24 protein-coding genes are annotated in these 25,425 nt (G+C 66.0%); 8 read left to right on the plus strand and 16 right to left on the minus strand.

What is annotated here, in order from left to right; translation table 11 throughout:
* Positions 1 to 6 precede the first annotated feature (6 nt).
* On the minus strand, positions 7 to 1,044 hold the full coding sequence (locus tag QOL82_RS04230; protein ID WP_283440997.1) for a tripartite tricarboxylate transporter substrate binding protein: 1,038 nt from the start codon (positions 1,042 to 1,044) through the stop codon (positions 7 to 9).
* Positions 1,045 to 1,318: 274 nt separating this feature from the next.
* Between QOL82_RS04230 and QOL82_RS04235 the strand changes: the two genes are divergently transcribed.
* Complete coding sequence (locus QOL82_RS04235; protein ID WP_283440998.1) at positions 1,319 to 2,803, plus strand: DegQ family serine endoprotease; 1,485 nt, start codon at positions 1,319 to 1,321, stop codon at positions 2,801 to 2,803.
* Here QOL82_RS04235 and QOL82_RS04240 read toward each other — a convergent pair.
* Positions 2,790 to 3,377, minus strand: a complete 588-nt coding sequence (locus tag QOL82_RS04240) for an acyltransferase (protein WP_283440999.1) — start codon at positions 3,375 to 3,377, stop codon at positions 2,790 to 2,792. The genes QOL82_RS04235 and QOL82_RS04240 overlap by 14 nt on opposite strands.
* A 220-nt stretch (positions 3,378 to 3,597) precedes the next feature.
* The gene (locus QOL82_RS04245; protein WP_283441000.1) at positions 3,598 to 4,095 is read right to left on the minus strand and encodes a pyridoxamine 5'-phosphate oxidase family protein; all 498 of its coding nucleotides are present in this window, start codon (positions 4,093 to 4,095) and stop codon (positions 3,598 to 3,600) included.
* A gap of 189 nt (positions 4,096 to 4,284) precedes the next feature.
* On the opposite strand from QOL82_RS04245, the gene QOL82_RS04250 reads away from it, so the two are divergent.
* The gene (locus tag QOL82_RS04250; protein ID WP_283441001.1) at positions 4,285 to 4,980 is read left to right on the plus strand and encodes a dienelactone hydrolase family protein; all 696 of its coding nucleotides are present in this window, start codon (positions 4,285 to 4,287) and stop codon (positions 4,978 to 4,980) included.
* 146 nt (positions 4,981 to 5,126) lie between these two features.
* Here the strand turns inward: QOL82_RS04250 and QOL82_RS04255 are convergent, their stop codons facing one another.
* From QOL82_RS04255 to QOL82_RS04275, 5 genes are all read right to left on the minus strand, one after another.
* The gene (locus tag QOL82_RS04255; RefSeq protein ID WP_283441002.1) at positions 5,127 to 5,609 is read right to left on the minus strand and encodes a hemerythrin domain-containing protein; all 483 of its coding nucleotides are present in this window, start codon (positions 5,607 to 5,609) and stop codon (positions 5,127 to 5,129) included.
* A gap of 22 nt (positions 5,610 to 5,631) precedes the next feature.
* Positions 5,632 to 5,805, minus strand: a complete 174-nt coding sequence (locus QOL82_RS04260) for a hypothetical protein (RefSeq protein WP_283441003.1) — start codon at positions 5,803 to 5,805, stop codon at positions 5,632 to 5,634.
* Between the two features lie 61 nt (positions 5,806 to 5,866).
* A complete protein-coding gene (locus QOL82_RS04265) occupies positions 5,867 to 6,181 on the minus strand; it encodes an ElaB/YgaM/YqjD family protein (RefSeq protein ID WP_283441004.1) in 315 nt (104 codons plus the stop codon).
* A 270-nt stretch (positions 6,182 to 6,451) separates the two neighbouring features.
* Positions 6,452 to 6,715, minus strand: coding sequence for a hypothetical protein (locus QOL82_RS04270; RefSeq protein WP_283441005.1), 264 nt, complete (start codon positions 6,713 to 6,715; stop codon positions 6,452 to 6,454).
* Between the two features lie 11 nt (positions 6,716 to 6,726).
* On the minus strand, positions 6,727 to 7,962 hold the full coding sequence (locus tag QOL82_RS04275) for a polyhydroxyalkanoate depolymerase (protein WP_283441006.1): 1,236 nt from the start codon (positions 7,960 to 7,962) through the stop codon (positions 6,727 to 6,729).
* Positions 7,963 to 8,114: 152 nt separating this feature from the next.
* Here QOL82_RS04275 and QOL82_RS04280 point away from each other — a divergent pair, with 152 nt between their 5' ends.
* Positions 8,115 to 8,771, plus strand: a complete 657-nt coding sequence (locus QOL82_RS04280) for a glutathione S-transferase family protein (protein WP_283441007.1) — start codon at positions 8,115 to 8,117, stop codon at positions 8,769 to 8,771.
* 6 nt (positions 8,772 to 8,777) lie between these two features.
* Here QOL82_RS04280 and QOL82_RS04285 read toward each other — a convergent pair whose 3' ends face one another.
* The 5 genes from QOL82_RS04285 to QOL82_RS04305 form a co-directional block, all read right to left on the minus strand.
* Positions 8,778 to 10,328, minus strand: a complete 1,551-nt coding sequence (locus tag QOL82_RS04285) for an amidohydrolase family protein (protein ID WP_283441008.1) — start codon at positions 10,326 to 10,328, stop codon at positions 8,778 to 8,780.
* 292 nt (positions 10,329 to 10,620) lie between these two features.
* The gene (locus tag QOL82_RS04290) at positions 10,621 to 10,992 is read right to left on the minus strand and encodes an Hpt domain-containing protein (protein ID WP_283441009.1); all 372 of its coding nucleotides are present in this window, start codon (positions 10,990 to 10,992) and stop codon (positions 10,621 to 10,623) included.
* Positions 10,993 to 10,998: 6 nt separating this feature from the next.
* Positions 10,999 to 12,852, minus strand: a complete 1,854-nt coding sequence (locus QOL82_RS04295) for a chemotaxis protein CheA (RefSeq protein ID WP_283441010.1) — start codon at positions 12,850 to 12,852, stop codon at positions 10,999 to 11,001.
* On the minus strand, positions 12,852 to 13,604 hold the full coding sequence (locus QOL82_RS04300) for a protein phosphatase CheZ (RefSeq protein ID WP_283441011.1): 753 nt from the start codon (positions 13,602 to 13,604) through the stop codon (positions 12,852 to 12,854). Before QOL82_RS04300 ends, QOL82_RS04295 begins: the two co-directional genes overlap by 1 nt.
* Positions 13,605 to 13,867: 263 nt before the next feature.
* Positions 13,868 to 15,805, minus strand: a complete 1,938-nt coding sequence (locus QOL82_RS04305; protein WP_283441012.1) for a cytochrome c/FTR1 family iron permease — start codon at positions 15,803 to 15,805, stop codon at positions 13,868 to 13,870.
* A gap of 269 nt (positions 15,806 to 16,074) precedes the next feature.
* Between QOL82_RS04305 and QOL82_RS04310 the strand changes: the two genes are divergently transcribed.
* From QOL82_RS04310 to QOL82_RS04325, 4 genes are all read left to right on the plus strand, one after another.
* The gene (locus QOL82_RS04310; protein WP_283441013.1) at positions 16,075 to 16,587 is read left to right on the plus strand and encodes a cytochrome C; all 513 of its coding nucleotides are present in this window, start codon (positions 16,075 to 16,077) and stop codon (positions 16,585 to 16,587) included.
* Positions 16,588 to 16,917: 330 nt separating this feature from the next.
* The gene (locus QOL82_RS04315) at positions 16,918 to 19,647 is read left to right on the plus strand and encodes an EAL domain-containing protein (protein WP_283441014.1); all 2,730 of its coding nucleotides are present in this window, start codon (positions 16,918 to 16,920) and stop codon (positions 19,645 to 19,647) included.
* A 531-nt stretch (positions 19,648 to 20,178) separates the two neighbouring features.
* The gene (locus QOL82_RS04320) at positions 20,179 to 21,825 is read left to right on the plus strand and encodes a carboxylesterase/lipase family protein (protein WP_283441015.1); all 1,647 of its coding nucleotides are present in this window, start codon (positions 20,179 to 20,181) and stop codon (positions 21,823 to 21,825) included.
* Positions 21,826 to 22,065: 240 nt separating this feature from the next.
* Positions 22,066 to 22,401, plus strand: coding sequence for a hypothetical protein (locus QOL82_RS04325; protein WP_283441016.1), 336 nt, complete (start codon positions 22,066 to 22,068; stop codon positions 22,399 to 22,401).
* Positions 22,402 to 22,423: 22 nt separating this feature from the next.
* Here the strand turns inward: QOL82_RS04325 and atpE are convergent, their stop codons facing one another.
* From atpE to QOL82_RS04340, 3 genes are all read right to left on the minus strand, one after another.
* Positions 22,424 to 22,666 carry a F0F1 ATP synthase subunit C gene (atpE, locus tag QOL82_RS04330; RefSeq protein ID WP_283441017.1) on the minus strand — a complete coding sequence of 81 codons (243 nt, stop codon included), beginning with the start codon at positions 22,664 to 22,666 and terminating at the stop codon, positions 22,424 to 22,426.
* Positions 22,667 to 22,692: 26 nt separating this feature from the next.
* The gene (locus tag QOL82_RS04335; protein WP_283441018.1) at positions 22,693 to 23,121 is read right to left on the minus strand and encodes a hypothetical protein; all 429 of its coding nucleotides are present in this window, start codon (positions 23,119 to 23,121) and stop codon (positions 22,693 to 22,695) included.
* A 114-nt stretch (positions 23,122 to 23,235) separates the two neighbouring features.
* On the minus strand, positions 23,236 to 24,057 hold the full coding sequence (locus QOL82_RS04340; RefSeq protein WP_283441019.1) for a YihY/virulence factor BrkB family protein: 822 nt from the start codon (positions 24,055 to 24,057) through the stop codon (positions 23,236 to 23,238).
* Positions 24,058 to 24,353: 296 nt separating this feature from the next.
* On the opposite strand from QOL82_RS04340, the gene QOL82_RS04345 reads away from it, so the two are divergent.
* Positions 24,354 to 25,364, plus strand: a complete 1,011-nt coding sequence (locus tag QOL82_RS04345; RefSeq protein WP_283441020.1) for an SDR family oxidoreductase — start codon at positions 24,354 to 24,356, stop codon at positions 25,362 to 25,364.
* Positions 25,365 to 25,425: the final 61 nt, after the last annotated feature.

The raw sequence follows: 25,425 nt of genomic DNA on the forward strand, positions 1-25,425 counted from the left end.
GTCGGATCAGTCGACCTTGGCGCCGGAAGCCTTGACGACCGCCGCATATTTCTTCAGTTCGGCCTGGATCAGCGCGCCGAACTGCTCGGGCGAGGTCGGCGACGGTTCCGCACCCAGCTTGGCCATGCGCTCGCGCACGTCGGCCGACTGCAGCGCATGCCGTATTTCCGCGTTCAGCTTCTCGACGATGGGCGCCGGCGTCTTCGCCGGCGCAAGCACACCGAACCAGGTATTGATGTCGAAACCGGCCAGTCCGTAATCCCGGCCGGCCTCGGCCACGGTGGGCAGCTCCGGCACCGACTCGGCGCGCCTGGCGGTCGTCACCGCCAGCGCCTTGAGCTTGCCGGCGCGGATGTTCTGGCTGGCCGACGCCAGGTTGTCGAACATCAGGTCGGTCTGTCCGGCCAGCAGCCCGAGCTGGGCCGGCGCTGCGCCCGCATACGGGATATGGACCATGCTGACCTTCGCCATCGACTTGAACAGCTCGCCGGCCAGGTGGCCGGCGCTGCCGTTGCCGCCGGACGCGAAATTGAGCTGGGCCGGGTGCGCCTTCGCATACCGGACTAGGTCGGGCAGCGTGGCGATGTTGTGGCGGGCGGCGATCTCGGTGTTAATCACCAGCACGTTGGGCACGCTGGCCACCAGCGACACCGGCGCAAAGTCGCGCACCGGGTCGTAGGGCATCTTGGCGAACAGCGTCGGGTTGATCGCATGGGTCGCCACCGCGCCCATCACGATGGTGTACCCGTCAGGCGGTGACTTCGCGACCATGTCCGCGCCCAGGTTGCCGCCGGCGCCCGGCCGGTTGTCCACGATCACCTGCTGGCCCAGGCCTTCCCGCATTTTCTCGGCCAGCATGCGCGCGATCGCGTCGAGCGGGCCGCCCGGCGGGTAAGGCACGACGAAGCGGATCAGCCGGGTCGGGTACGCCTGGCCCTGGGGCGTGGACTGCGATTGTGATTGGGACTGGGCCTGCGCCAGCGGCGCGGCCGAAATCAGGAAGGTTGCGGCCAGGCCGCATAGCAGTGAACGACGCAGTTTCATGGTTGTTTTTCTGGTTGGGATGGCCGCCATTCTAGCAAGCGCCGCAGGTCTGCACCCTCCTTCGCGGCGCAGTGCCGTTGCATGCGGGGGAGCGCCAGCGCAGCGCTCGTTACCCGGCGGGCCGGTGACCGGCCTTGCCGCAGCCAGCGTCGTTTGCATCGCCGCCACAGCCGCGCCCTTAAGGCTGGCTTAAGTCTGCTTCCTTATCATCTCCTTAACCAAAGCATCAACGCACCCAACCGTTAAACCAACAACGCACCGAAAGGATAAGACAATGAAAAGCACCAAAGTCACTTCCGCCCTTGTCGCCGCCGGCATACTCGCCAGTTCGGTCGCCGCGGCTGCAGGCTGGAATCCGTCCGAATGGCTGTCCAGGCCGGCACAGCAGGTTGCCGCCGCGCCGGCAGCGGCCAGCGCCGCGCCGAGCGCGCCAATTGCCGCAATGACCGCACCGAATTACCGCGCCATCGTCCAGCGCTACGGCCCGGCGGTGGTCGGCATCAACACCGAGGGCATGGTCAAGGCCTCGGCGCGCGGCATGCCCCAGGTCGACGAGGACGACCCGTTCTACCAGTTCTTCCGCGGCATGCCGGGCATGCAGGGCAAGCCCAACGGCGGCAATGCGCCGCGCGCGCTGGTGCACGGCCAGGGCTCGGGCTTCATCGTCGGCGCCGATGGCATCATTTTGACCAACGCGCACGTGGTCCGCGACGCCCAGGAAGTCACCGTCAAGCTGCAGGACCGCCGCGAATACAAGGCCAAGGTGCTGGGCAGCGACCCGGCCACCGACGTCGCCGTGCTGAAGATCGACGCGCATAACCTGCCGGTGGTCAACCTCGGCAATCCGAAACAGCTGGCGGTGGGCGACTACGTGCTGGCCATCGGCGCGCCATTCGGCTTCGAGCAGAGCGCCACGTCGGGAATCGTCAGCGCCAAGGGGCGCAGCCTGCCGGGCGACGGCTACGTGCCCTTCATCCAGACCGACGTCGCGGTCAATCCCGGCAACTCGGGCGGCCCGCTGTTCGACGCCGGCGGTGCGGTCGTCGGCATCAATTCGCAGATCTACAGCCAGACCGGCGGCTACATGGGCCTGTCCTTTGCGATACCGATCGACGTCGCGCTGTCGGTCAAGGACCAGATCGTCGCCACCGGCAAGGTCAGCCGCGCCCAGCTGGGCGTGACGGTGCAGGAGCTGAACCAGTCGCTGGCCGATTCGTTCAAGCTGCCGCAGCCGGAAGGCGCACTGGTCGCCAGCCTGGTGCCGGGCGGCGCGGCGGCCAAGGCCGGCCTGCAGCCGGGCGACGTGATCCTGGCCTATAACGGCCAGCCGATCACTGCTTCCGGCGACTTGCCGGCGCTGGTCGGCATGGCCAAGCCGGGCGACCGCGCCAGCATCGACATCTGGCGCAATGGCAAGAAGGAAACCCTGAGCGCCACCCTGTCGGGCGCTACCGAAAAGGTGGCGGCCGCGGCCGGCCAGGAAAATGCGCCGCGCGGCAAGCTCGGGGTCGCGGTGCGGCCGCTGTCGCCCGAGGAGAGCCGCCAGGCAAACCTGAACGGCGGCCTGCTGGTCGAGGGCGCGGGCGGCGCGGCGGCCCGGTCGGGCATCGAGCCCGGCGACATCATCGTCGCGGTGAACGGCACCCGGATCACGTCGGCCGCCGACCTGCAGAAGCTGGTTGGCGAAGCGGGCAAGCAGCTTGCCGTGCTGGTCCAGCGCGGCGACGAGAAGATCTTCCTGCCGGTCAAGCTGGGCTGATCCGCCCTGCCCCGATGCGCCGTCGTCCCGCTTCCGGGGCGTCGAGCGCATCGACCTCGCGCATGGTGTCCCGCGAACGCTGCGCCAGCGCGATGTATTCCTCGGTCTCGCGGGTTTTCTGCGCGACCTCCTCGTCGGTCAGTTCCCGCAGCACGCGGGCCGGCATGCCGACCACCATGCTGCGCGGCGGCACCTGCATGCCGGATCGCACGAAGCTCATGGCCGCCACCAGCGACTCCGCGCCGATCAGCGCGCCATCCATGACGACCGCATTCATCCCGACCAGCGCATTGCGGCCGATGCGGCAGCCGTGCAGGATCGCGCCGTGCCCGATATGGCCGTAGCGCTCGATGACCGCGTCGCTGTCTGCATAGCTGTGCATCACGCAGGCATCCTGCACATTCGCGCCCTCCTCCAGCTCGATGCGCCCGAAGTCGCCGCGCAGGCAGGCGGCCGGGCCGACATAGCAGTGCGGGCCGACGATCACGTCGCCGATCAGCACGGCGCTGGGATGCACGAAGGCGGTGGGATGGACGACGGGCGTGATGCCGTCGATTTCGTAGACCTTGACCATGGGATTTCCGCGGGAAAAATTTGCGGATATGGTAGCGGATCTGTCGCCGGATAGGAAAAGCGGTGCGTTGAACCCGGCCGGCCGGCCAGTTCCAACGCACCGCTTATCGATGCCCCGCTTCAGCCTGGCGCCGGCCTGAGTCCCGGCCGATCCGACGCTGAACAGGGGTTGGCGCGCGACCGGAGCACGACTGAAGCGCGCCTGACTACAGCGTGATCTACTACAGCGTGATCTTCTTGTGCTCGCCCAGATCGCGCGGCGCCTTGCCGGTCAGCGCGGACTTCGCCAGCGCGTAGAGCTGGGTCATCTTGCTGGAATGGGTGTCCCAGTATTCGGCGCTGCTGACATCCACCTTGATCAGCGCGAGGTGCGGATCGTCCTTGCCGCCGTCGAACCATGCCGACACCAGCGGGCTCCACAGCTCGTCGATCTTGGCGCGGTCGCGCGTCAGTTCGGCGTGGCCGGCGACCGACACGTACAGGCTGTCGTCAGGATCGGAGAACGCGACGTTCACATTGGGATGCTCGTTCAGGTGGCGCACAAAATCGGTGACGTCCGACGTGAAGAACCACAGGTTGCCGTCATCGTCCAGCTGCTGGCTGGTCATCGGCCGCGACGACAGCTTGCCGTCCGGGTCCAGCGTCGTGAACATGCCGAACTTGACGTCCTTGATCTTTTCCTTCAGGTCTTTCAACTGGGTGCTGGCTTCCTGGCTCATGATGGCTCCTTATTGTTTAGCAAGCCATTACCTTAGTGGCAACAGGCCCGCGGCGTCGGTGCGCCAAGACACACTTCGGCCGGAAGCAGCCGCAATTGATAGCGGCTACAATGACCCGCGCCGGCCGCAGGCCACGACCTCAAGCACACCAATCCCAATCCCATACCCATACTCATATCAGGAGCAAGCATGAATTCACGCTGGATCGACATCGACACGAACAATGGCAACGCCTTTCGCGGCTACCTGTCCCTGCCGCCCAAGGGCACCGGCCCGGGCATCGTGCTGATACAGGAAATCTGGGGCGTCAACGGCCACATCCGCGCGGTCGCCGACCAGTACGCGCTTGACGGCTACGTGGTGCTGGCGCCGGACGTGTTCTGGCGGCAGAAGCCGGGCGTCGACCTGCAGTATGACGAGGCCGGCTCGACCCAGGCCTTCGCCTACCTGAAAAATCTCGACCTGCCGCTGGCGGTCCAGGACCTGACCCAGGCGGTCAACATGCTGCGCGGCATGCCGGAAGTCAGCGGCGGCGTCGCCTCGCTCGGATTCTGCATGGGCGGCCTGCTGTCCTACCTGTGCGCGGCCAATGCCGGCGTCGACGCCGCGGTCTGCTATTACGGCGGCGGCATCGACGGCCACCTGAACCAGGCGGACAAGGTGACCTGCCCCATCCTGTTCCATTTTGCCGAGAAGGACCACTTCATCAGCAAGTCCGCGATCGACGCGGTGCAGGCCGCATTCGGCAAGGCGCGCAATGCGGTGATCGAGACCTATCCGGATGTCGACCACGGCTTCAATTGCTGGGAGCGTCCGTCGTATAACCAGAAGGCCTCCGCGGTCGCGCACGGGATGTCGCTGTCCTTCCTGGGCAAAGTGCTCTAATCCAGGCTCCCAAAAGCAGAACGGGCTGTATCACGGTGTTGCCGTGATACAGCCCGTTCGCAATACCGGATCGGAAACAGCACTATCGCGTCGCGATCAGGCTTTCCGGCTCCAGCCGCCCGGCGTCGAAACACCAGGCGGGAGTACTACAGCGGCGCAGCGGCGTCAGTCTCGCCGGCGACATTGTCGCGCGGGCTGCCTTCCATTTTCTGCTGCGTCTGCAGCGCAATCATCTGCGCGCCGAGTTCGTTGAGGCGGGACGCGTCGAGCGCGGCCTTTACCTTGGGGAAGAGATGCTCCTCTTCTTCCTTGTGATGATGCTCCGCCTGCTCCTTGAGCACCTTGAATTTCGGCTCGAAGGTCTGCTCATCAGGATTCAGCGCCAGCAGGTCTGCCATCAGCCGCTTCAGCGACAAATGTTCCTCGAGCGACTCCAGAAGGATGTCCTCGGTCCGGGCTGCCCGGACTGCCGGGTAGAAAACCACTTCCTCGGCGCTGATGTGCATGGTCAGCTGGTCGGCGACCTCCGCATACAGGCGTTGGCGCGCTTCGGGGCCGGCATCCATCACGCCGGCCAGCATGGTCTCCATGGAGCGGTGCTGGCTGACCAGAAAATCGATTGCATTCATCCAGAACCATCCTTATCTTGTTTCAACTGGGAAACAACTCATCGTCCAGGCCAAGCTGGCGGCGATCGCGTGCTTCTTCCAGCGCGTGACGGCCCCCGATACGCTTGCGCATGATTTCCGCGTGCTGCTGCGAGGTCATGGGCGGCAATTTCATCAGGTCTTCCAGACGTGCCGCGTTCTCTTCGTTGTTTCTCATTATTGTGTCCCTTGGAACTGCCGGGACCGGCAGCGAGCGCTGCCGCCCGGCGAGAAAATACTTACTTCTTGGTAATCATCGGTGTCAGCAGCGCACCGATCAGCAGCGCGACGCCTGCCGAGATGGCGATCGTCTTCCATGGGTTTTCATGGACGAAGTCATCGGCGGTGCTCGCCAGTTCCTTGCCGGTCTTCACGGCGCTGTCCTGCAGGTCGCGCGCGGACGACAGCGCGTTTTCGAGTACGCGCATGCCCTCGGAGCGCAGCGCAGCGGCTTTGTCGGACGAGGCCGAAGCCGCGGCATTGAACAAGTCCTGCGCATCCGATACCAGCGATTTAATTTCGCTGCTTGCTTTGTCGGCGTTGTAATCGACCATCTTCTAGCTCCTGTTTGTTGTGGTAAGGATGCCGCCCGTGACGAGGCAGCATATTTGCCTTTTATACACCAGACTCCCTGCAATCAACAGTACGCTGGCGAACATACAGCCGCTCCCACTATCTGCTCGCCCACCCACGCTTCTGTCCGAATGGTAACTTTTCCGTGCGCAACCATGCCAGAGTAGCCGGTGTGGCGCGGCGCGTCCAGCCGCTTTTCCCGGCCGTGCCGCCTGGCGCCTGCGCCAGGCATCCCCTGCCGCTCCCCTGCCTCAGGCATGCGCGATCACGTGCCGCGCTTCCATCAGCGCCGGCAGTCCGGCCGCGCCGTCGTCCAGGCAGGCCTGCGCCGCGCAAGCGACGCGGCGCTTGAGCAGCAGGTAGGCGTCGATGCGGTCCAGCCCGGGGTCCATCTTCTGCGACAGCAGGTACAGGGCCTCGTCCGACACCGCGCAGCGGTAGACCTGCCCGTGGAGCCGCAGCGTGAATACGGTCGGCATGCATTCCGGTTGCAACGCGTGATCTGCGGTTTTCATCCATCCTCCGTTCAAAGGCTGTCCGTGCTGTAGATGAGTTCTCGTACGATCGGATAGGTCTGCTGGGCCCAGCGTCGGCCGCTGAAAACGCCGTAATGGCCGACGCCCGCCTGCATGTGATGCGACTTCAGGAAGGCCGGGATGCCGGTGCAGAGGTCCTGCGCGGCCATGGTCTGGCCGAGCGCGCAGATGTCGTCGCGCTCGCCCTCGACCGTCAGCAGCGCGGTGCGCCGTATCGCGGCGGGCCGCACCGTCCTGCCTTCGAAGCTCAGCGTGCCGCAGGCCAGCGCCGGATGCTGGAACACGTCGCGTATGGTTTCCAGGTAAAACTCGGCCGGCAGGTCCAGCACCGCGAAGTATTCGGCGTAGAACGCGCGGGTGACCGCCGCCTTGTCGGACTCGCCGGTGGCCAGGTCGCGGTAAAGTCCGCGAAACGCGTCCATGTGCCGCTCCAGGTTCATGCTCATGAATGCGGTCAGCTGCAGGAACCCCGGGTAGACCCGCCGGCCGCCGCCAGGATGGCGGCGCGGCACCGCGCTGATCAGGTTGTTCTCGAACCAGGAAAACGGCTTGGACGTGGCGAGCCGGTTGACCGCGGTCGGGCTGATGCGCACGTCGACCGGCCCGGCCATCAGCGTCAGGCTGCGCGGCGCCGCCGGATGCCGGTCCTCGGCCATGATGGAAGCCGCGGCGAGCGCCGGCACGCAGGGCTGGCACACCGCCAGCATGTGCGCGCCCTCGCCGATCAGGGCCAGGAAATCGATCAGGTAGCGTGTGTAGTGCTCCAGCCCGAACGGGCCGGCGGACAGCGGCACGTCGCGGGCGTTGTGCCAGTCGGTGATATAGACGTCATGATCCGGGAGCATCGTGCGCACGGTGTCGCGCAGCAGCGTGGCGAAATGGCCCGACATCGGCGCGACCAGCAGCACGCGCGGCTGCGCCAGCTGGGCGGCGCCTTCTTTCCTGAAACGCAGCAGCGTGCAGAACGGCGCCACGTGCACCTGCTCTTCCTGCACCAAAACTTCCCGCGCCAACGCACCTTCGCCGAGCATGACGCTGGAAATCCCGAAATCGGGGCGGCGATGCGTGACCTCGGCGCTGGCGAATACCATGCAGGCGGCGCTGAGCCGGCGGGCGGCGGGCAGCTCGGCCAGCCACGGCTGCCGCATGGTATTCAGCGTCGCCTCGGTGTACAGGCGCATGTGAGCCATGAGGTCAGCGTGCGCCTGGTAGGCTTCATACTTCATTCGGGCTCCGATGGTGATGCAATCCGTACAGTCTTTCTAGCAAGGACTGCGCCATCGGGCGACGGCCTCGGTATCAATCTTGCATGCGCGCTGCTGATCGATGACCGATCGCCATGCCGGATCGGCATGGCCAACCGCCCGAGGACGACCGCATGCAACTGACCACGCTTACCATCAGCAGCAAGAATTACTCGTCCTGGTCGATGCGCGGATGGCTGCTTGCGCGCCTGGCCGGGCTGCCGTTCGACGAGATCGTGATCTCGCCGGACGACCCGGCGATGCGCGCCGAGATCCTGCTGCTCGCGCCGTCGATCCTGGTGCCCTGCCTGCGGCATGAGGGCATCGAGGTCTGGGACACGCTGGCCATCGCCGAGTACCTGCACGAGATCCGTCCGGACGCCGGCCTGCTGCCGGCGGACCGCAAGGCGCGCGCCCACTGCCGCGCCATCAGCGGCGAGATGCACTCGGGCTTCTCGGCCCTGCGCTCGGCGCTGCCGATGAACCTGAAGGCCAGGTATGAAAACTTTCGCGTCTGGGCGCGGGCGCAGGCCGACATCGACCGCATCACGGTGATCTGGCGGGTCTGCATCAACACCTATGGCGGCCCCTTCCTGTTCGGCAGCCAGCCCTGCATGGCCGACGCGATGTTCGCGCCGGTCGTCACCCGTTTCATCACCTACGGCGTCGAAGTCGACCCGGTGTGCGCCGGCTACTGCGACGCCATCATGTCGCTGGAGCCGGTGCAGGAATGGGTCGCCGAGGCCTTGCTGGAGCCGGACGGCATCGACGAGCTGGAAGCCGAGTTCTGACGGCGCTCAGACGTATTCGGGCTGGAGGCGGGTGTCGCCGGCCGGCACCGTGCTGGTGCTGGAAGTCGAGGACGATGACGTCGTCGACGTCGACGTAGACAGCGCGCTTCCCAGGTTCATGGACGCCGGCGCAACCGTCGTCGGGGATGGGGAAGCAAAGGTGGTCGGGCTCGATCCGGACCCCGGCGCTGCCGCAAGCACCGACGAGGCCTGGATGCCAGGCGCCTGCATCCCCGTTGCCTCGAAGGCATTCTGCAGCCGCTCGAGGTCGGTACCCAGCCGTTCCTGCTCGTACCTGCGGACGTTTTTCCGGGCGTCGACGAATACGCGCCTGTAATTGTCCACGAACACTTTCTGGACGACAGTCTCGTCCAGTACGTCCCTCAGCGCTTCATATTTTTCATAGGTGGCGTTCCAGACCCCGGCGCTGGCCGGCGCCAGCGTGTCGGAGCCGAACAGGAAGCGGTCCGGGAAGTCCTGGATCAGGCTTTTCCACTCGTTCAACCCAACGGTGTCGCCGACCACCTTGTCAGCCACCACCGTCCATGAAATGTCGACATGCAGCCTGGGATTTGCCGTCAGCAGCGCACGCAGGCTCCGCACATGGCCGTCCGGGGCATTGACGAAGCGGCCGAGGCCGCCCGCGTGCGCCCAGACGATCGTGGTCTTGCTGACATGCTCGTGCGAGAACAGTTTGCTCAAGCCGTCGAGATATTTCGCGGCCTTGCCTGGCGTGGGCGCATAGTGGTCGATATCGCAATGGACGACTGCCGGCATCCCGATCTCGCCGCAGGTATACAGCAGCTGGATCAGCGGATTGATGTTCTTCTTCAAGTGCGCCCAGCCCTCGCCCATCAGCGCATCGACCACTTCCTTGTGGATGGTGATTTCCCCCACGCCGGTGAAGACGCCCCTGTTGCGCTCCAGCTTGTGCAGCAGCCTGTTGCTGCAGTCGTCGGCGCCTATGTGCAGCCCGGTAATCATTGGGTCGAACCTGCTCTTTTGCGACTCGGTGAGCTGCTTGTAGCGTTCGGCGAGCATGTCGTCGACCTCGGTGTCCGCGTAGAGAGTCTGCAGCTTGCAGACCTTGCTGACGTCATCCCTTGTGATGTAATTCTTTTCAAGCAGATCGCGCGGCAGGTAGTAGGAAGGCGCACAGCCGCAAATGCCGACCCCGTCGACCAGCTTGGGTTCGGTGCGGCCCTTCAGGCTCGTGGGAATCGACATCAGCGTGGTGTAACCGATGCCGAGCTCGTCCATGTGCTGCATGTACCGGTCCAGTTTGTAGCCGTCCTGCCGGTAATTGCCCGGATGCATATGGGCGTCGTTGAAGTTGACCGGCTTGTTCTTGTGCAGCGCCAGGAAGCTGCCGGTATCCCTCGTTTTCGCCGCGGCGGCGCCGAAGTGGACCGAATAGAGCGTCGGCGACGGTGATCGTGATTTCTGGCCGGAACGGTCGCGGTCGGCGATGGGGCGCGGCTGCGTGGGAAGATGAGCCTGGCCCTGTGGAACAGGCGTTCGTAACGCAGTCGCTTCGCTCTTCAAATCAAACGCCATGGTTCTTCCTTTAAAGGATAAATGAAGCCGGCAATCGCGCGCTGCCAGATCGCACGACCCAAAAAAAGCGCGAAATGAGTACCGGCGACCCAGCATCGGTTGCAGATCAGGTTTGATATGGATTGAATGTCGTGACAGGACGGCCGGCAGCGGCAGCCCATCGATGCGGCAGGGGGAAATCTGGAACGATGTGCGGGATAGGTAAGGCGGGACGCGCTTAAGGCCGGCCGAGGCAGGCGGCCAGCCCGGTTTCTCAGGCCGGTTTCTCGGGCCCGTTGTTTAGTCCGGTTGTTTAGTCCGGTTGCTGCAGCGTCGCAACGAACGCAGCCATGTCGTCGCGCGCAGCCTGGAGCTGCTGCTGCAGTTGCGCAAGCTGTTCCGCGGTGCAAGGCCGGCGCTGCTCAAGGCCGGCGGTTTCGATGTCGCGCAGCAGCTGCACCAGCCCGGTGGCGCCGACGGCGCCGACCGTGCCCTTGAGCGAATGCGCCTCGTAGCCCATGTCGGCAAACGCGCCGGCCGCCGACGCCCGTACGATGTCATCGAAACGCGCGATGGTTTCCTGGTGAAAGACCTGCGCCAGGTCGAGGAAGATGACGGCGTCGCGATCGACTGCATCGAACAGAAGTCCGGGCTGGCAGCAGCGATAGACGGGCGGCGGCGTCATCGGCGATCAGGCGTAGGCGTCGAGCCCGGCGCCCGCGAGCAGGAAGGACAGGCCGACCACCAGCACCAGCTCGCCCTCGGCGGACCTGGCCGTGCCGGTGATGCCCGGCACCGACAGCGCGGTCAGCGGCTTGATGACCAGGTCGGCAGTCCCGTCCACCGCGCTTACGGCCAGCACATACGGGCTGGGCGCGGCGACCACGATGCCGACTCTTTCCTCTCCCGGCTCGTAACCCAGCGACGCCGCCAGCGAACGCACCGGCAGCGTCAGTCCCTGGTCGCGCAGCACCGGCGCGCCGCCGACATGCATGAAGGTCTCGGGCAACTCGACCACGCGTTCGACCAGCGCCAGCGGCATGCCCAGCGCAGCGCCGGCGGCGGTGACCAGCATCGTCGGCACGATGGACAGCTCGATCGGCAGCCGGATCGAAAACCGGGTGCCCGTGCCCAGCGTGGAGTCGATGCTGATCGCGCCGCGATGCTTCTCGACGGCAGTCTTGACGACGTCCATGCCGACGCCGCGGCCAGACACGCTGGAAGCGACTTCCTTGGTCGAGAATCCCGGCAGGAAGACCAGCTGGTAAGCCTCGGTCGGCGTCAGGTTGGCGGATTCGGCGATCAGGCCGTTGGTCACCGCCTTGGAGCGCAGCCGCTGCGGGTCCATGCCGCGGCCGTCGTCGGAAATCACGATCATCACGCTGTTGGCTTCCTGCCAGGCCTTGAGCAGGATCCGGGCGCGCGCCGGCTTGCCGGCTGCCAGCCGCTCGTCGCTGTTCTCGATGCCATGGTCGAGCGAATTGCGCAGCATGTGCACCAGCGGGTCGTACAGGCTGTCGACCACGACGCGGTCGACCTCGGTCTCCGCGCCTTCGATCACCAGCTCGACTTCCTTGCCGAGATCCCGGGCAAGTTCGCGCACCAGGCGCGGGAATTTCTGGAACAGCCGGCCCACCGGCTGCATCCGCGTGGCCAGGGTCGCCCGCTGCAGTTCGGTGGCATAGCGCGATGCGCGTCCCAGCGTTTCCGACAGCGTCGCCATCAGCGTCGCGGCGCCGCCGTCGAACTTGAACTGCTGCAGCTTCTCCAGCAGCACGGCGGCCTGGTTGGCCGCCTGCACCGATTCGCCCGCCACTTCCAGCAGCGCGTCGAGCTTCACTGCGTCGACCCGGATGCTTTCCTCCGGCGCACGCGCCTCGGTCGACGAGCCGCGGCGTTCCGCGCCGTCCCACGCCTGGGCCGGCTGGGCCGAAACGGGCGATATGGCCTGCGGCCCGGTCTGGGACGCGGCCGGCGGCGCCGGTTCGGCCGTGGCGGCAGCCGGGGCTGGCGCGGCCTGCATGCCGGCCGGGACGACCGCATTGTAGAAGGCGATCCAGTCCACTTCAGCGTCATCGACGCCGGCCTGCGGCGCAGCGCCGGCATCAGCGGCAGCGACCGCGGCAGGCGCAGCCGGCGCAATCGGCGCGGCCAGGGTCTGGCGGCCTTCGATCGCATCCGTCAGGATACGGTCCAGTTCGGGCGGCATCGGCGCCAGGCTTTCGGGCGAGGCGCCGTTATGCAGCTGGTTGAGCAGGTCGGCGACAAAGCCGCTGGCCTGCAGCGCCGCCTCGATCGCCAGCGGCGTCACGGCGGTCTTGCCGGTGCGCAGCGCGTCGAACAGGTTCTCGGTCAGGTGGCAGGCCGACACCATGCCGGGCAGGTTCATGAAGCCGGCGCCGCCCTTGATCGTATGGAAGGACCGGAACACCGCGTTGAGCGCGTCCGGGTCGTCCGGGTGCCGCTCCAGCTGCAGCAGCCTTTCCTCGACGTCGACCGCCAGTTCCAGCGCCTCGACCACGAAGTCCTTGAGCATGTCGTCCATCAGAATCCCAGATCGGCCAGTAAGTCGTCAACGTCGGTCTGCGCCATCGCGGAGGCCGGCACGGCCGGGCCGGCCAGCAGGTCCACGACCTTGTCCTTTTCCCGCAGCTTGTGCTGCTGCGGCGCGGTGTCCACCAGAAGCTGCGCGAGTTCGCGCTCCAGCTTCTGCGTGATATTGACCACTTTCTTGATGATCTGTCCCGTGATGTCCTGGAAATCCTGGGCCATCATGATCTGCATCAGCCGCGCCTTCTCGGCTTCGCCGGTTTCGACCACCGTAGCGGCGAAGTCGCGCGAGTCGTGCGCCAGCGCCTTGAACTGCTCGACATCCAGCTTGCCGTCGAACAGCGCATTCCAGCGGCTGTCGACATCCCTGGCCCTGGCGATCAGCTTGTCCTGCACCGGCATCGCCTCGTCGATCGAATTGAGCACCTTGTTGGCGGCCTGTTCGGTCAGCGTCGCAATGTATTCCAGCCGGTCGGTCGCATCGGTGACTTCGGTGGCGATGTCCGACAGGCTGCGGTCGTAGCCGAGTTCGCGCAGCGAGTCGTGCAGCTGGCGAACGATATGACCGAGACGGTCGAACAGCTGGGATTGGGGTTCCTGGCCATCCTGCCCGGCGTCCGCGGCGGCGGGAGCAGCCGCAGTGGCGGCGGGCGCGGCGGCGACAGGCGCCGCCGGCGCGGCTACGGCCGCATGCTGCGCTGCGACTTCATCAAACAGCGCGTCCAGGTCTTCGGTCAGATCGTTCATTTGCGTGGTTTTCCTTGGCTATCCATCGGTGCATCCCGTCGAGGCGGCTGCGCTGCGCGCCCGGTTGCCTGTTTCAGCATCGACGGGCGCGACCGGCGCAGGTCCGACCCATGGGGCCGGTTCTCTACGGTTTACGGCATGATGGCAAAAATATTGAGGCGATGCCTGCAAGAAATAATTATAAGCATTATTTCCTGCAGTAAATGTCTCAAATGCGCCGCAAAGGAAGGTTTATTGCAATCCCGGACGCCGCGGGCGCCGGTTCAGGCGGCCCGCAGCGACCGCGACGACCGCGCATTGAACAGCACGGCGACGACGATGACGGCGATCACGGCCAGCTGCGCAAGCATGGTCTGCATCGACGGATGGATACCCAGCAGGTCCAGGCTCGGGCCGGCGATCGGCGTGATGCCCAGCACGCCGGCTTCCTGCAGCGCCGCCACGCCCTTGCCGACCATGACTACCGCCAGCACCGCCACCAGCGCCGAGCTGATCGCGAAGAAGCGCCCGACCGGCAGCCTGGTCGACGTGCGCAGCATGATCCAGCCGACCGCCGCCAGCAGCACCACGCCCAGGCCGAGGCCGGCCAGCAGGTAGGCGCCGGTGCCCTCGGTCCAGAGCGCCGCATAGAACAGCACGGTCTCGAAGACCTCGCGATAGACCGTGACGAAGGCCAGCACGAACAGCATGATGGCCGATTGCCGGCCAAGGGCCGCGGACAGCTTGTCGCGGATATACGCCTGCCAGCGGCCGGCCATGCTCTTCTGGTGCATCCAGATGCCGACGCTCAGCAGGATGGCCGCCGCGAACAGCGACGAATAGCCCTCCGTCAGCTCCCGGCTGGCGCCGCTGATCTCGACCATGTAGGTGGCGGCGAACCAGGTCAGGCCGCCGGCGGCCAGCGCGGAAATCCAGCCTGCATGCACCACCGGCAGCACGTCCTGCCGGCCGGCCTTTTTCAGGAACGCAACCATCGCGATCACCACCAGCAGCGCTTCGGCGCCTTCCCGCAGCAGGATGGTCAGCGCCCCGACGAATACGCCCATCGGGTCGTTGCCGGCCTGGCTGAGCGCATCCTGCGCGCGCACCAGCGACGCCTGCAGCGACTGTTCGACGGCCCGCGCCTGCGCGACGTCGCCGGCGGCGACGGCGGCCCGGTACAGTCCCATGTCCTTCTCGACCGCCTTGAACAGCGCGCCGTCGCGCACCGCCAGCGCCGGTTCGACCGGCTCGAAGCCGTCCAGGTAGGCCGACAGCGCCAGCCGCGACGCATTCGCGCGGTCGCCCTTGTCGAGCGCCGCCAGGCTTTCGCGCAGCCGCGCCGACGACAGCGCGAGGCCGCCGCCGTTCGACTGGGCCAGCGACGCCGGGTTGCTGCGCAGGTAGGCCAGCACCTCGGCTGCCTGCTGCGGCGGGATCGATGCGGAAAGCGTGGCTTCGGACGCCTGCGTCATCGCCGCCAGCGATGGCAGCGCGGCGCGCACCGCCGCGTCGGATTTCCATAGCGCGGCGCCGGCCTGGCGTTCCTGCTCCCCGAACGCCAGCGTCGATACGAAGAATGCCAGCGCCCAGCGGTCGTCCTCGCTCAGCGCGGGGAATGCCGGCATCGACGTGCCGGACACGCCGCGGGTGATGGTCTGGTGCAGGGAGAACAGGCTGCGTTCGCGCGCCCGCTCGCGGTTCGAGAAAGCCACCGGCGGCGGCGTTAGCTGGGACGCCAGCGGACCGTCGCCCCGGCCCTCGGCGCCATGGCATGACGCGCATTGCGCCTGGTAGAGCGCAAGGCCGCGCTCCAGGCTGGGCGCGCCGGACGGCGCAACCGGCACCGGATAGGCCGCCAGCAAGGCCGCGGCCAGGCGCCGCGCCTGGCCACCGACGTCGGCAGCCGCGGCCTTCGCGGCGATCGCGGCCTGCAGGCTGGCCGCCTGCGCCAGCAACGCGGTCCGTTCCGGCTTGTCCGGCAGGCCCGCCAGCTGCGTGGCGGCCGTCTGCGCAAACTCCTGCATTTCGGCGTATTCGCCGGCGGCGACGACCTTGCCATTGTCCACCGCGCCTGCATAGTCGACGGCCAGGTAGTCGAGCAGTTGCCAGATTTGCCTGGCGCTGTCTTCGGTGGTGGAGCCGGCCGCCTGCGCGACGCTGCCGCATAACGCGGCCGCGAGGAACAAGGCGGCAATAAGGAACCGGCGCAATGATGTCATGGAATGGTCCAGGTAGGGCCGGCCTGCGCGACGAATCCGGTACGGAGAAGAATGCGCTGCAGTTCCGGCGGCTCGCATCCGGGCATGGCCTTAATGCGAATGAGAATAGTTATCATTGTAGGCGATAGCCTTTCGCCGGGCAATACAAAAACTGTTCGGATGCCGAATGACGCCGGCGTGGTTTCTGACCTTCCTCAAGGCAGGCGGCGCACGGGCGCTATTTCATCAAGCAGCGACGAACCCGTCACGATCCCGTTCATGGAGGCTGCATGCACCGTTCCACTTCCCGCGCCGCGCTGCTCTCGAGTGCGCTGGCTGCGCTGCTCAGCTGTTGTCCCGTCATCGCATCCGCCGCCGAGCAGGCAGCAAGGCCCGTTCCCGCCGCCGGCGGAAAGGCGATCGAGCGCGGACGCTACCTGGTCCGCATTGCCGGCTGCAACGACTGCCATACGCCGGCTTACGCGGAACGCGGCGGCGCCGTTCCCGAGAAGGAATGGCTGACCGGCAGCCCGGTCGGTTTCCGCGGTCCGTGGGGCACGACCTATGCGGCCAACCTGCGGCTGACGATGGCGGCGTTGAGCGAGGACGACTGGGTCAGGGCCGCGCACGGCAAGCAGTACCGGCCGCCCATGCCCTGGTTCGCGCTGCGCGACATGCAGGCCGCCGACCTGCGGGCCATTTACCGCTTCATCCGCCACCTCGGCCCGGCGGGCGAACCGGCGCCGGCATTCGTCGGGCCGGGCGGGACGCCGGGCGGACCGGTGGTGCAGTTTCCCGGCTGACGCTGGCAGCGGCCGGCAGGCTTGTCAAGCGGCCGCGGCGGCGACATTTGCCTGTCTACCGCCCAGGCGCGCAAGCCTGTTTATTACCGTTAATTTAATAGCGTCAGTTTTTACCTTTTTAGTTTTAATTTCGAGTTGTCGATTAATTAATTATGCAATAAGATTTATCCAATTTGCCTTACCTTCCCTGGAAATGCCGCGACTGCCCGTCCTGTCTGAGTTTTTCGCTCGGCCGTCTGTTTGAACAACCGGCAGGAAAAACAAAAACAGCCAGGTTTTTGTTACAAAGCAGCGCGTCTGCCAAGCCAGGCAGGCATTACCGGAAAGACCATGGGCCCACCGATGACTGCAGCACCCGAGGAGCCGTACCGCAAGGCGATGGCAGAGAACCTCGCGTTCGCGCTTCTGAACGGGAGCGACGAAGTGCAGTTCGTTTCCCCCCGGGCGCTGCCGTACTTCAACCGGCGGGACATCGCGACGCGGCCGTTTGCGCTGGCGTCGGTCGCGCTGGCCCCGCAGGCCGAACTCCTGGCGACGCTGATCCGCGCCCGGCGCACCGGGCTGATCGCCCATTCCCAGGCGCTGCAGCTGCGGCGCGGCGACATCGCCGACGAGATCCGGGTAAGCGCCCAGGCGATCAGCGACGCCGACCTCGATCCGGGCGCGGTGATCCTTATTTTCGAACCGCTGGAAGCCGGCGACGTTGGCGGATGCGTCGCCGCCGACCCGCTGTCCAGCCAGAGCATCATTTCCGACCTGTATGCCGAACTGATGCTGTCGCGGGACGAGTTCCACAGGCTGACGATCGAGCACGAGGAAACCGTCAGCAATATGGCGACGCTGAACGAGGAGCTTTATTCGATCAACGAGGAGCTGCGCAGTGCGTCGACCGAACTGGAGGCGAACCGGGACACGCTGGAAGCCGGCAATGCGGCGCTGACCGAAATGGTCAACCGGGTCACGAAGTCGAACAACGACCTGGAGAATTTCGTCGGCGCGACCGAGCTGGCGCTGATCTTCGTCGACGCGAACCTGCGCATCAGCCGCTACACCAGCCCGGCCACGACGGTCTTCAAGTTGTTGCCGAAGGACGTTGGCCGGCCGCTGCTCGACATTGCGCACAAGCTGGAATACCGCAGCCTCGGCCCGGACCTGGAAGCCGCGCTGCAGCAGCACAAGGTCGACCGCGAAGTCCGCAGCAATTCCGGCAAATGGTACAGCCTGCGCATCGTCCCCTACCTGTCGCCCGACAACCAGGCGACCGGCGCCGTGATCACGCTGATCGACATCTCGATGCGCAAGGAAGCCGAGGAAAACCTGCGCACCGGCGAACAGCGCTGGCGGATGGCGCTGGAAGCGGCCGGCGACGGCATCTGGGACTGGAACGTCGTGTCGAACAAGTCGCTGCTGTCGCCGGCCTGGCGCCGCATCCTGGGTTACGACAGCGATGAACTCAGCAGCGGCACGCCGGGCGAATGGGAGGCGCTGATCCACCCGGAAGACCAGCCGGGCGTGCTGGAAAACATCCGCGCCTGCGCCAAGGGCGAGCCGGGCTGGTTCTCCCATGAATACCGGATCAGGTGCAAGGACGGCCACTGGAAATGGGTGCTGAGCCGCGGCGCGGTGGTCGAGCGCGACCATCGCGGCCAGGCGACGCGGGTCATCGGCACGCTGAGCGACATCTCGCAGAAAAAGGTGGCGGAACACGAGATCTGGTACCGGGCGAATTACGACCACCTGACCGCGCTGCCCAACCGCAGCTTCTTCCTCGACCGGCTCGAATACGAGGTCGTGCAGGCCAGGCGCGCGGGTACGCCGTTTGCGCTGATGTTCATCGACCTCGACCGTTTCAAGGAAGTCAACGACCTGCACGGCCATAGCGCCGGCGACCTGCTGCTGCGCATCGTCGCCGACGAGCTGCGGGGATCGGTGCGCGAGTCCGACACGGTGGCGCGGCTGGGAGGCGACGAATTCACCGTCATCCTGCCGGCGCTCGCCAACCCGCTGCAGCTCGAACTGATCGCCGCGCAGATCCTGCGCAAGCTGTCGGACCCGATCCAGCTCGCGGGCAACGTCGTGCATATCTCGGCCAGCATCGGCGTCACCTGCTTCCCGCGCGACGCCGACAACAGCGGCGACCTGGTCCGCAATGCCGACCAGGCGATGTACGTGGCGAAGAACGCCGGGCGCAACTGCTGCCGCTTCTTTTCGCAGGACATGCAGGACAAGGCGATCGCGCGGATCAGCATCACCAACGACCTGCATGACGCGATCGACGGCCAGCTGAAGCTGTATTTCCAGCCCATCATCGACATGGTTACCGGCGAGATCGTCAAGGCCGAGGCGCTGCTGCGCTGGAGCCATCCGACGCGCGGGCTGATACAGCCGGACAAGTTCATCCACCTGGCCGAGGAAGCCGGCCTGATCGGCCGCATCGGCGACTGGGTGTTCACCCAGGCCGCCGCAGCCGCGCTGCGCCTGGGCAATGTGCTGGGCATGCCATTCCAGGTCAGCATCAACAAGTCGCCGCTGGAACTGTCGTCGCCGGACAGCCTGCCCGAACTGGACTGGCTGGCCTTCCTCGAACGCCTGGGGCTGGACACCAGCAGCATCGTCATCGAGATCACCGAGGGACTGCTGCTGCAGGCCACGCCGACGGTCAACGAGCGCATCTCCCTGCTCCGGCGCGCCGGCATCCAGTTCGCGCTGGACGATTTCGGCACCGGCTATTCGTCGATGTCCTACCTGACCAACTACAACGTCGACTTCCTGAAGATCGACCAGTCCTTCGTCAACTGCGGCCGGGACAACACGGCCGGCAAGGCGATCGCCGAAACCATGATCATCCTGGCCCACAAGCTGGGACTGAAGGTCGTCGCCGAGGGCGTCGAACTGGCCGAGCAGCATGACTGGCTGCGCGCGGCCGGCTGCGACTTCAGCCAGGGCTTCCTGTACGCGTATCCGCTCGAGCTGGATGCGTTCGAGGACCTGCTGCGGCAACGCAGGCTGCGCACCCTGGCAGCCGTCGTGCAGCCGAAATCGATCGGGCGCCATGCCTAAGTCCCTAACGCCGTCTTGAGCGGCGGCGCCGGCCGTGGCGCTTCGCCCCGCCTTCATCCGCCCCATCCCGCCGATCGTCCACGCCCTGGACCAATCCCGTTTCACAAGCGCCACCCAAATCCGTGGGCGTAAAAAGCGCAGCGCATTACACCACCGGCCAATCAACCACCATCGCCTGTTCGCGACGAATGGCGTAATGCGCTTGCGCTTGTTGCACCCTACAAGTTGCGGTGACGAATCGGAAGCATCGATCTCGCCCGGTTCACCGCGAACTGGAAATGGCATTACTCCTTCCGGCTGCCCCTGATGGCAATACAAGCCCACGTGCCGAATTGCCGCCCTTGATCTCTCCCGCACGATCGTTGTGCGTACCATCCTAAAAACCGCCTGATTGATCGCAATCGTCCCCGGCTACCGCATTTCTTTACGCCGCTGCAAGTCTGTTGCTAGGATCGACCTGGCGATCAGACCTAAAACAAGATTTCGCAGAGCGAAACATACGTTCCATCACCGTGAACTCAGGAGACATCAATGCAGCGTCAACCCCGATCGAATTATTCCCGCCTGCCAGGGCTGTTTGCGCTGGCAGGACTTGCCGTCCTGTCCGCCTGCGGCGGCGGCAACGGCAACGATGACAATGGCGGCGGCCAGGCAGCGCCGGCCGTCGCCGCCACGACCGCCGGCCAGGTGCAGGCCGTGGACCGGCTCGGCATGCGCAGCTACTTCGGCATCCCGTTCGCCGCGCCGCCGGTCGGCAATATGCGCTGGCTGCCGCCGGCGGCGGCGCAGCCGTGGACCGCGCCGCTGGCGAAAACCCAGTCGAATGCGCCCTGCCTGCAGACCAGCAGCAGCGCCTTCCGCCTGCCCAACGGCCAGGAAGACTGCCTCTACCTCGACGTCCATGCGCCGGCAAGCGGCGCAGGCCCCTTCCCCGTCATGGTCTGGATCCACGGCGGCGCCTTCAACACAGGCGGCACGGTGACCTATGCCGATCCGTCGCCGCTGGTCGGCAAGGGCGTCATTGTCGTCAATATCGCTTACCGGATGGGCGCAATGGGCTTCCTGGGCCATCCGTCGCTGCGCGCCGCCGACGGCAGCGTCGGCAACTACGGCATCATGGACCAGCAGGCGGCGCTGCGCTGGGTGCAGGACAATATCGCGTCCTTCGGCGGCAACCGGGCCAATGTCACCATCTTCGGCGAATCCGCCGGCGGCTTCAGCGTGATGACGCACCTGGCGTCGCCGCTGTCGAAAGGACTGTTCAGCAAGGCCATCGTCGAGAGCGGCGGCTATGGCTTCGACCGGCAGCTGACGCAGGCGCAGCTCGAGACGCAGAGCACCGCGGTCGTCAACAGCGCGCTGGCCGCGGCAGGCGTGGCCTGCGCCACGGTGGACGCGGCCTGCCTGCGCGGGCTGCCGGCGGACGTGGTCAACAACCAGCTGGCTGCCGCCTTCACGGCCGCGAATTCGAGCCCGGTGCCATCGGTCGACGGCAAGGTGCTGCCGAAGACGATCAAGAACACCTTCATTGCCGGCGAGAACAACAAGGTGCCGCTGGTGAACGGCTCGAACCGCGACGAATGGTCGCTGTTCGTCGCCTCCCGCGAACTGCTGGCCGGGCCGCTGACCGCGGCGCAGTACCCGTCCTACCTGCAGACCTCGCTTGGCCTGCCGCCGACGCTTGCCGCGTTCTACCCGCTGGCAGACTACGGCACGAACCCGGCGCAGCAGCCCAGCCTCGGCGCAACCGCGGCCGGCACCGACCTGCTGTTCTCCTGCCCGGGCCTCAATGCATCGAAGCGGGTGCTGGCGCAGGGTTCGCCGATCTACATGTACGAGTTCCGCGACCGCACCGCGATCCCGTCCATCGGGCGCAACACGGTCAGCTTCAACCAGGGCGCGGGCCACTCGTACGAACTGCAGTACCTGTTCAACCTGCGTGACCTGGAAACGGCCGAGCACCGCGACCTGCAGACCGCGATGTCCCGCTACTGGACCAACTTCGCGCGCACCGGCAACCCGAACGAGGGCGATCAGGTTGCCGTCAGCTGGCCGGCATTCAGCGGTCCGTCGAAGGTCCTGGGCCTGGATGTCGGCTCCGCCGGCGGCATCAGGGAGCTGAACACCTTCGAGGCCGACCACAAGTGCAACACGGCCTGGGCGGCGCTGACGTTCTGATCCCCTGACCGGGGTCGCCACGATGCGGGATGGCATGCGCGAACGGCATGCCATCCCGCAGCCGTATCCGGCCCATCCCCGGGAATTCCGGCGTCTTTCCGGTAAGGAGCCGAATCCCGTCAATGCGCCGCGGCCGATGTTGGCCGACACTAGAACATATTCGCCCTGACTCGCTTGCCGACGCCGGCCCCGGCCGAAGTCCGCATGCCTGCAGTCGACCAACTCTCCAAGGAAAACAATATGGACACGAACGAATCCACGCCCGGCCCCAGCCAGTTCAACTACCCGGAGTCGATGAAGGTGTATGGCATGATCATCGACGACCGCATTTCCAGCCCTCTGGTGCGGGTCGGCCTGCGCGCGTTGCACGAGGTGGACGCCGACCTGCTGGTCTTCCTGTGCCTGGCGACCGACGACATCCGCGACCGCACCGACTGGGACGAACTGGTGCCGGAGATCCGCTTCCGCAATGGCCGCAGCGACTACGAGGTCAGGCTGGTCAGCAAGCACGAGGAACTGATGGACGCGTCGCTGAACATGCGCATCATCAGGCTGCCCGAGTACACCGTCATCTGAGCCCGCCCGGCGCCGGCCGGCATCAGCCGGCGAACGGGTTGGCGAAGGCGAACAGCATGGCGACGCCGACCCCGATCAGGAAGTTGGCGTCGATCAGGCCCGCCAGCAGGAACATCTTCACCTGCAGCGTATTGATCAGCTCGGGCTGGCGCGCGGACGCTTCCAGGTAGCGGCCTCCCATCAGCGCGATGCCGATGCAGGCGCCGACTGCCCCGAGGCCGATGATGATGCCGCAGGCTAGCGCGACATAGGCAACGTTGGTCATGGCGTTTTCCCCTTTCCTTTCCGCATTCAGGCCCGGAGCGCGGCGCGTGGCCGCATGCCCGACGACGCGCGCAGTCCGGCATATTCGAGGCCGGCGAATGCCAGCACGGCCAGCGCCTGCATGCCCAGGAACGCGGCCGCCAGCGGCGCCGCCGCGCCTTGCGCCAGCACCCCTTCCACGATCAGCAGCAGGCAGCCCGCGGCCCAGGCCGCGTTGCCGGCGATGATGACGCGCAGCAGGCTGACCCAGATGCGGTCCGTGTATGCCAGCACCAGCAGAAGGTTCGCATAGCCGAGCAGGAACATGCCGGTATAGAGCAGCAGCCGGCTGTCGAGGCCCAGGCGCTCGGACAGCATGCGGTTGAGCAGCAGGTGCAGCAGCGCGACCGCGCCGCTGGCGACGGCGTCGGCGAGCAGCGCGTTCCTGAGCAGGCGGGATGGGTGGACGGTTTTCATGGCGATCCTCCGGTTGGGTGACGATGCGCCCATGGTCGCGGATGGATCCCGGCGCGTCGATTACGCCGCAGGTAATAGGCGGACCTCTGTCGAGCAGGCAGACGCCGCGCCTTGCTAGTGCGCCGTCTTTTCGCCGTCGTTCTTGCCGGTCGGCGCCAGGTGTTCGGCGGCGGCATTGAGCTCGGCGCCGAACAGCAGGATGAACGTCGAGATGAACACATAGAGCAGCAGCGCGACGGCGGTGCCCACGTTGCCGTAGAGCCGGTCGTATTCGGCGATATTGCGGACATAGAAGTCGAACGAAAAGGACGCGGCGGCCCAGGCGAGCACGGCCACGCAGGCGCCCGGCGTCACGAACCGGAAGCGCTGCTCCACGTCCGGCGCGGCCCAGTAGATCACGACCACGGTCAGGGTCAGCAGCAGGAAGATGGCCGGCCAGCGCAGCCACCATGACCAGAGGATCGCGAAAACGGGCCGCAGGCCCATGTACTGCGCCAGCACCTGCATCGCCTGCGGCCGCACCAGCAGCAGCGTCACCGCCGCCGACATGCAGAGGCCCACGACGAGCGTCGCGAGGATGGAGCCGGCATAGCGTTTCCAGAGCGGCCGCCGTTCCTGCACACCGTACACCACGTTCAGCGCCTTCATCAGCGAGCGCATCGCCGAAGACGACGCCCAGATCGAGAACGCGACGCCGAACGACAGCATGCCTTCGCGCCGCTGCTGCAGCTGGTCCATGATCAGGTTGACCTGCTGCGCGGTCTGCGCCAGGAAGAAGACCTCGGTGCGCCGGCGCAGCCAGTCGAAGAGGTCGGACAGGTCGAGGAACCCGAGCAGGGCCATCAGGAAAATGATGAAGGGGAAAAAGGAGAACAAGACCTGGTAGGTCACTGCCCTCACGTGCGTCAGCAGGTCATGCCGGACGAACTGGGACACTGCGCATTTCAGGACCTTGCCAGGCGTTGTCGTATGGAGGCCGGGTAAATGCATGGGAATGGTCGGGCTTTGTCTGCGGGTCGGCTGCGGCACAGGGGCTGCAGTGAAGGATGCGGTGCTGACTACTATAGTGCAGCGACACGCCCGAAAAACGCCGTTGCGCCGGCAACCGTGTCGGCGCGCATCGGCCGCGTCAACAAACCATTCGTTTCCCGGCGTCTTCAGCCCATCGCACGGAACTTCCGCCGTTTGCTGCATCAGTACAGTATTCAGCGGAATACAGAAGAGGAATCAGCATGGATGAGAATAATCCGAACCGCTCCAGGCGCATGGTGCTTGGCGGCATGGCCGGCGGCCTGCTTGCCGGCGCAGTCGCGCCCGCGGTCGCGCAGTCCCCGGGCAATGGCATGGCTACGGCCGCCGCGGCGCCATTGACCAACCCGGTCAATGCCTACCCGCGTCCGCCATTCCCGTCCCAGCAGCAGCCGTGGCCGGGCCTGGCGAGCAGGATGAATCCGCGGCCCGACCATGGCGAGACCAGCTACAAGGGCTCGGGCCGGCTGCGCGGACGCAAGGCGCTGATCACCGGCGGCGACTCCGGCATCGGCCGGGCCGCCGCGATCGCCTATGCGCGCGAAGGCGCCGATGTCGCCATCAACTACCTGCCGGCGGAAGAGGAAGATGCACGGGAAGTGGCGGCGCTGATCCGGGCCGAGGGACGCAAGGCGGTGACCATACCCGGCGACATCAAGGACGAAGCGTTCTGCAAGCGCCTGGTCGAGGAGTCGGCGCGCCTGCTGGGCGGGCTCGACATCCTGGTCAACAATGCCGCGCGCCAGGTCTCGCAGGATTCCATTCTCGACATCACGACCGAGCAGTTCGACGAGACCTTCAAGACCAACGTGTATGCGATGTTCTGGATCACGAAGGCGGCCATACCGCTGATGAAACCCGGCGCCACCATCATCAACACCTCGTCGGTCAACGCCTACGACCCGAGCGAGAACATCATCGACTATGCATCGACCAAGGGCGCGATCATGATTTTCACCAAGGGACTGGCAAAGCAGCTCGCGGCCAAGGGCATCCGCGTCAATGCGGTCGCGCCCGGACCGTTCTGGACGCCGCTGCAGGTGACCGGCGGCCAGCCGCCGGAAAAGCTGCCGTCCTTCGGCAAGGACACGCCGATGGGCCGTCCCGGCCAGCCCGCGGAACTGGCCGGCGTCTACGTGCTGCTGGCGTCGGCGGAGTCGAGCTTTGCGACGGGCCAGGTCTATGGCGCGGTGGGCGGGAATGGCGGACCCTGAACCGCCCATGCCTTGATATGCTTGAGGCGACCGGCCATATCCTGCGCCGGAAGAATGCGGC

The sequence above is a fragment of the Noviherbaspirillum suwonense genome, from assembly GCF_900182955.1.
GTDB classification, from domain to species: domain Bacteria; phylum Pseudomonadota; class Gammaproteobacteria; order Burkholderiales; family Burkholderiaceae_D; genus Noviherbaspirillum_A; species Noviherbaspirillum_A suwonense.

Excerpts from the sequence above, each read along its gene's own strand:
- QOL82_RS04230 (WP_283440997.1), bottom strand. The coding sequence starts at position 1,044 with ATGAAACTGCGTCGTTCACTGCTATGCGGCCTGGCCGCAACCTTCCTG.
- QOL82_RS04235 (WP_283440998.1), top strand. The coding sequence starts at position 1,319 with ATGAAAAGCACCAAAGTCACTTCCGCCCTTGTCGCCGCCGGCATACTC.
- QOL82_RS04240 (WP_283440999.1), bottom strand. The coding sequence starts at position 3,377 with ATGGTCAAGGTCTACGAAATCGACGGCATCACGCCCGTCGTCCATCCC.
- QOL82_RS04245 (WP_283441000.1), bottom strand. The coding sequence starts at position 4,095 with ATGAGCCAGGAAGCCAGCACCCAGTTGAAAGACCTGAAGGAAAAGATC.
- QOL82_RS04250 (WP_283441001.1), top strand. The coding sequence starts at position 4,285 with ATGAATTCACGCTGGATCGACATCGACACGAACAATGGCAACGCCTTT.
- QOL82_RS04255 (WP_283441002.1), bottom strand. The coding sequence starts at position 5,609 with ATGAATGCAATCGATTTTCTGGTCAGCCAGCACCGCTCCATGGAGACC.
- QOL82_RS04260 (WP_283441003.1), bottom strand. The coding sequence starts at position 5,805 with ATGAGAAACAACGAAGAGAACGCGGCACGTCTGGAAGACCTGATGAAA.
- QOL82_RS04265 (WP_283441004.1), bottom strand. The coding sequence starts at position 6,181 with ATGGTCGATTACAACGCCGACAAAGCAAGCAGCGAAATTAAATCGCTG.
- QOL82_RS04270 (WP_283441005.1), bottom strand. The coding sequence starts at position 6,715 with ATGAAAACCGCAGATCACGCGTTGCAACCGGAATGCATGCCGACCGTA.
- QOL82_RS04275 (WP_283441006.1), bottom strand. The coding sequence starts at position 7,962 with ATGAAGTATGAAGCCTACCAGGCGCACGCTGACCTCATGGCTCACATG.
- QOL82_RS04280 (WP_283441007.1), top strand. The coding sequence starts at position 8,115 with ATGCAACTGACCACGCTTACCATCAGCAGCAAGAATTACTCGTCCTGG.
- QOL82_RS04285 (WP_283441008.1), bottom strand. The coding sequence starts at position 10,328 with ATGGCGTTTGATTTGAAGAGCGAAGCGACTGCGTTACGAACGCCTGTT.
- QOL82_RS04290 (WP_283441009.1), bottom strand. The coding sequence starts at position 10,992 with ATGACGCCGCCGCCCGTCTATCGCTGCTGCCAGCCCGGACTTCTGTTC.
- QOL82_RS04295 (WP_283441010.1), bottom strand. The coding sequence starts at position 12,852 with ATGGACGACATGCTCAAGGACTTCGTGGTCGAGGCGCTGGAACTGGCG.
- QOL82_RS04300 (WP_283441011.1), bottom strand. The coding sequence starts at position 13,604 with ATGAACGATCTGACCGAAGACCTGGACGCGCTGTTTGATGAAGTCGCA.
- QOL82_RS04305 (WP_283441012.1), bottom strand. The coding sequence starts at position 15,805 with ATGACATCATTGCGCCGGTTCCTTATTGCCGCCTTGTTCCTCGCGGCC.
- QOL82_RS04310 (WP_283441013.1), top strand. The coding sequence starts at position 16,075 with ATGCACCGTTCCACTTCCCGCGCCGCGCTGCTCTCGAGTGCGCTGGCT.
- QOL82_RS04315 (WP_283441014.1), top strand. The coding sequence starts at position 16,918 with ATGGGCCCACCGATGACTGCAGCACCCGAGGAGCCGTACCGCAAGGCG.
- QOL82_RS04320 (WP_283441015.1), top strand. The coding sequence starts at position 20,179 with ATGCAGCGTCAACCCCGATCGAATTATTCCCGCCTGCCAGGGCTGTTT.
- QOL82_RS04325 (WP_283441016.1), top strand. The coding sequence starts at position 22,066 with ATGGACACGAACGAATCCACGCCCGGCCCCAGCCAGTTCAACTACCCG.
- atpE (WP_283441017.1), bottom strand. The coding sequence starts at position 22,666 with ATGACCAACGTTGCCTATGTCGCGCTAGCCTGCGGCATCATCATCGGC.
- QOL82_RS04335 (WP_283441018.1), bottom strand. The coding sequence starts at position 23,121 with ATGAAAACCGTCCACCCATCCCGCCTGCTCAGGAACGCGCTGCTCGCC.
- QOL82_RS04345 (WP_283441020.1), top strand. The coding sequence starts at position 24,354 with ATGGATGAGAATAATCCGAACCGCTCCAGGCGCATGGTGCTTGGCGGC.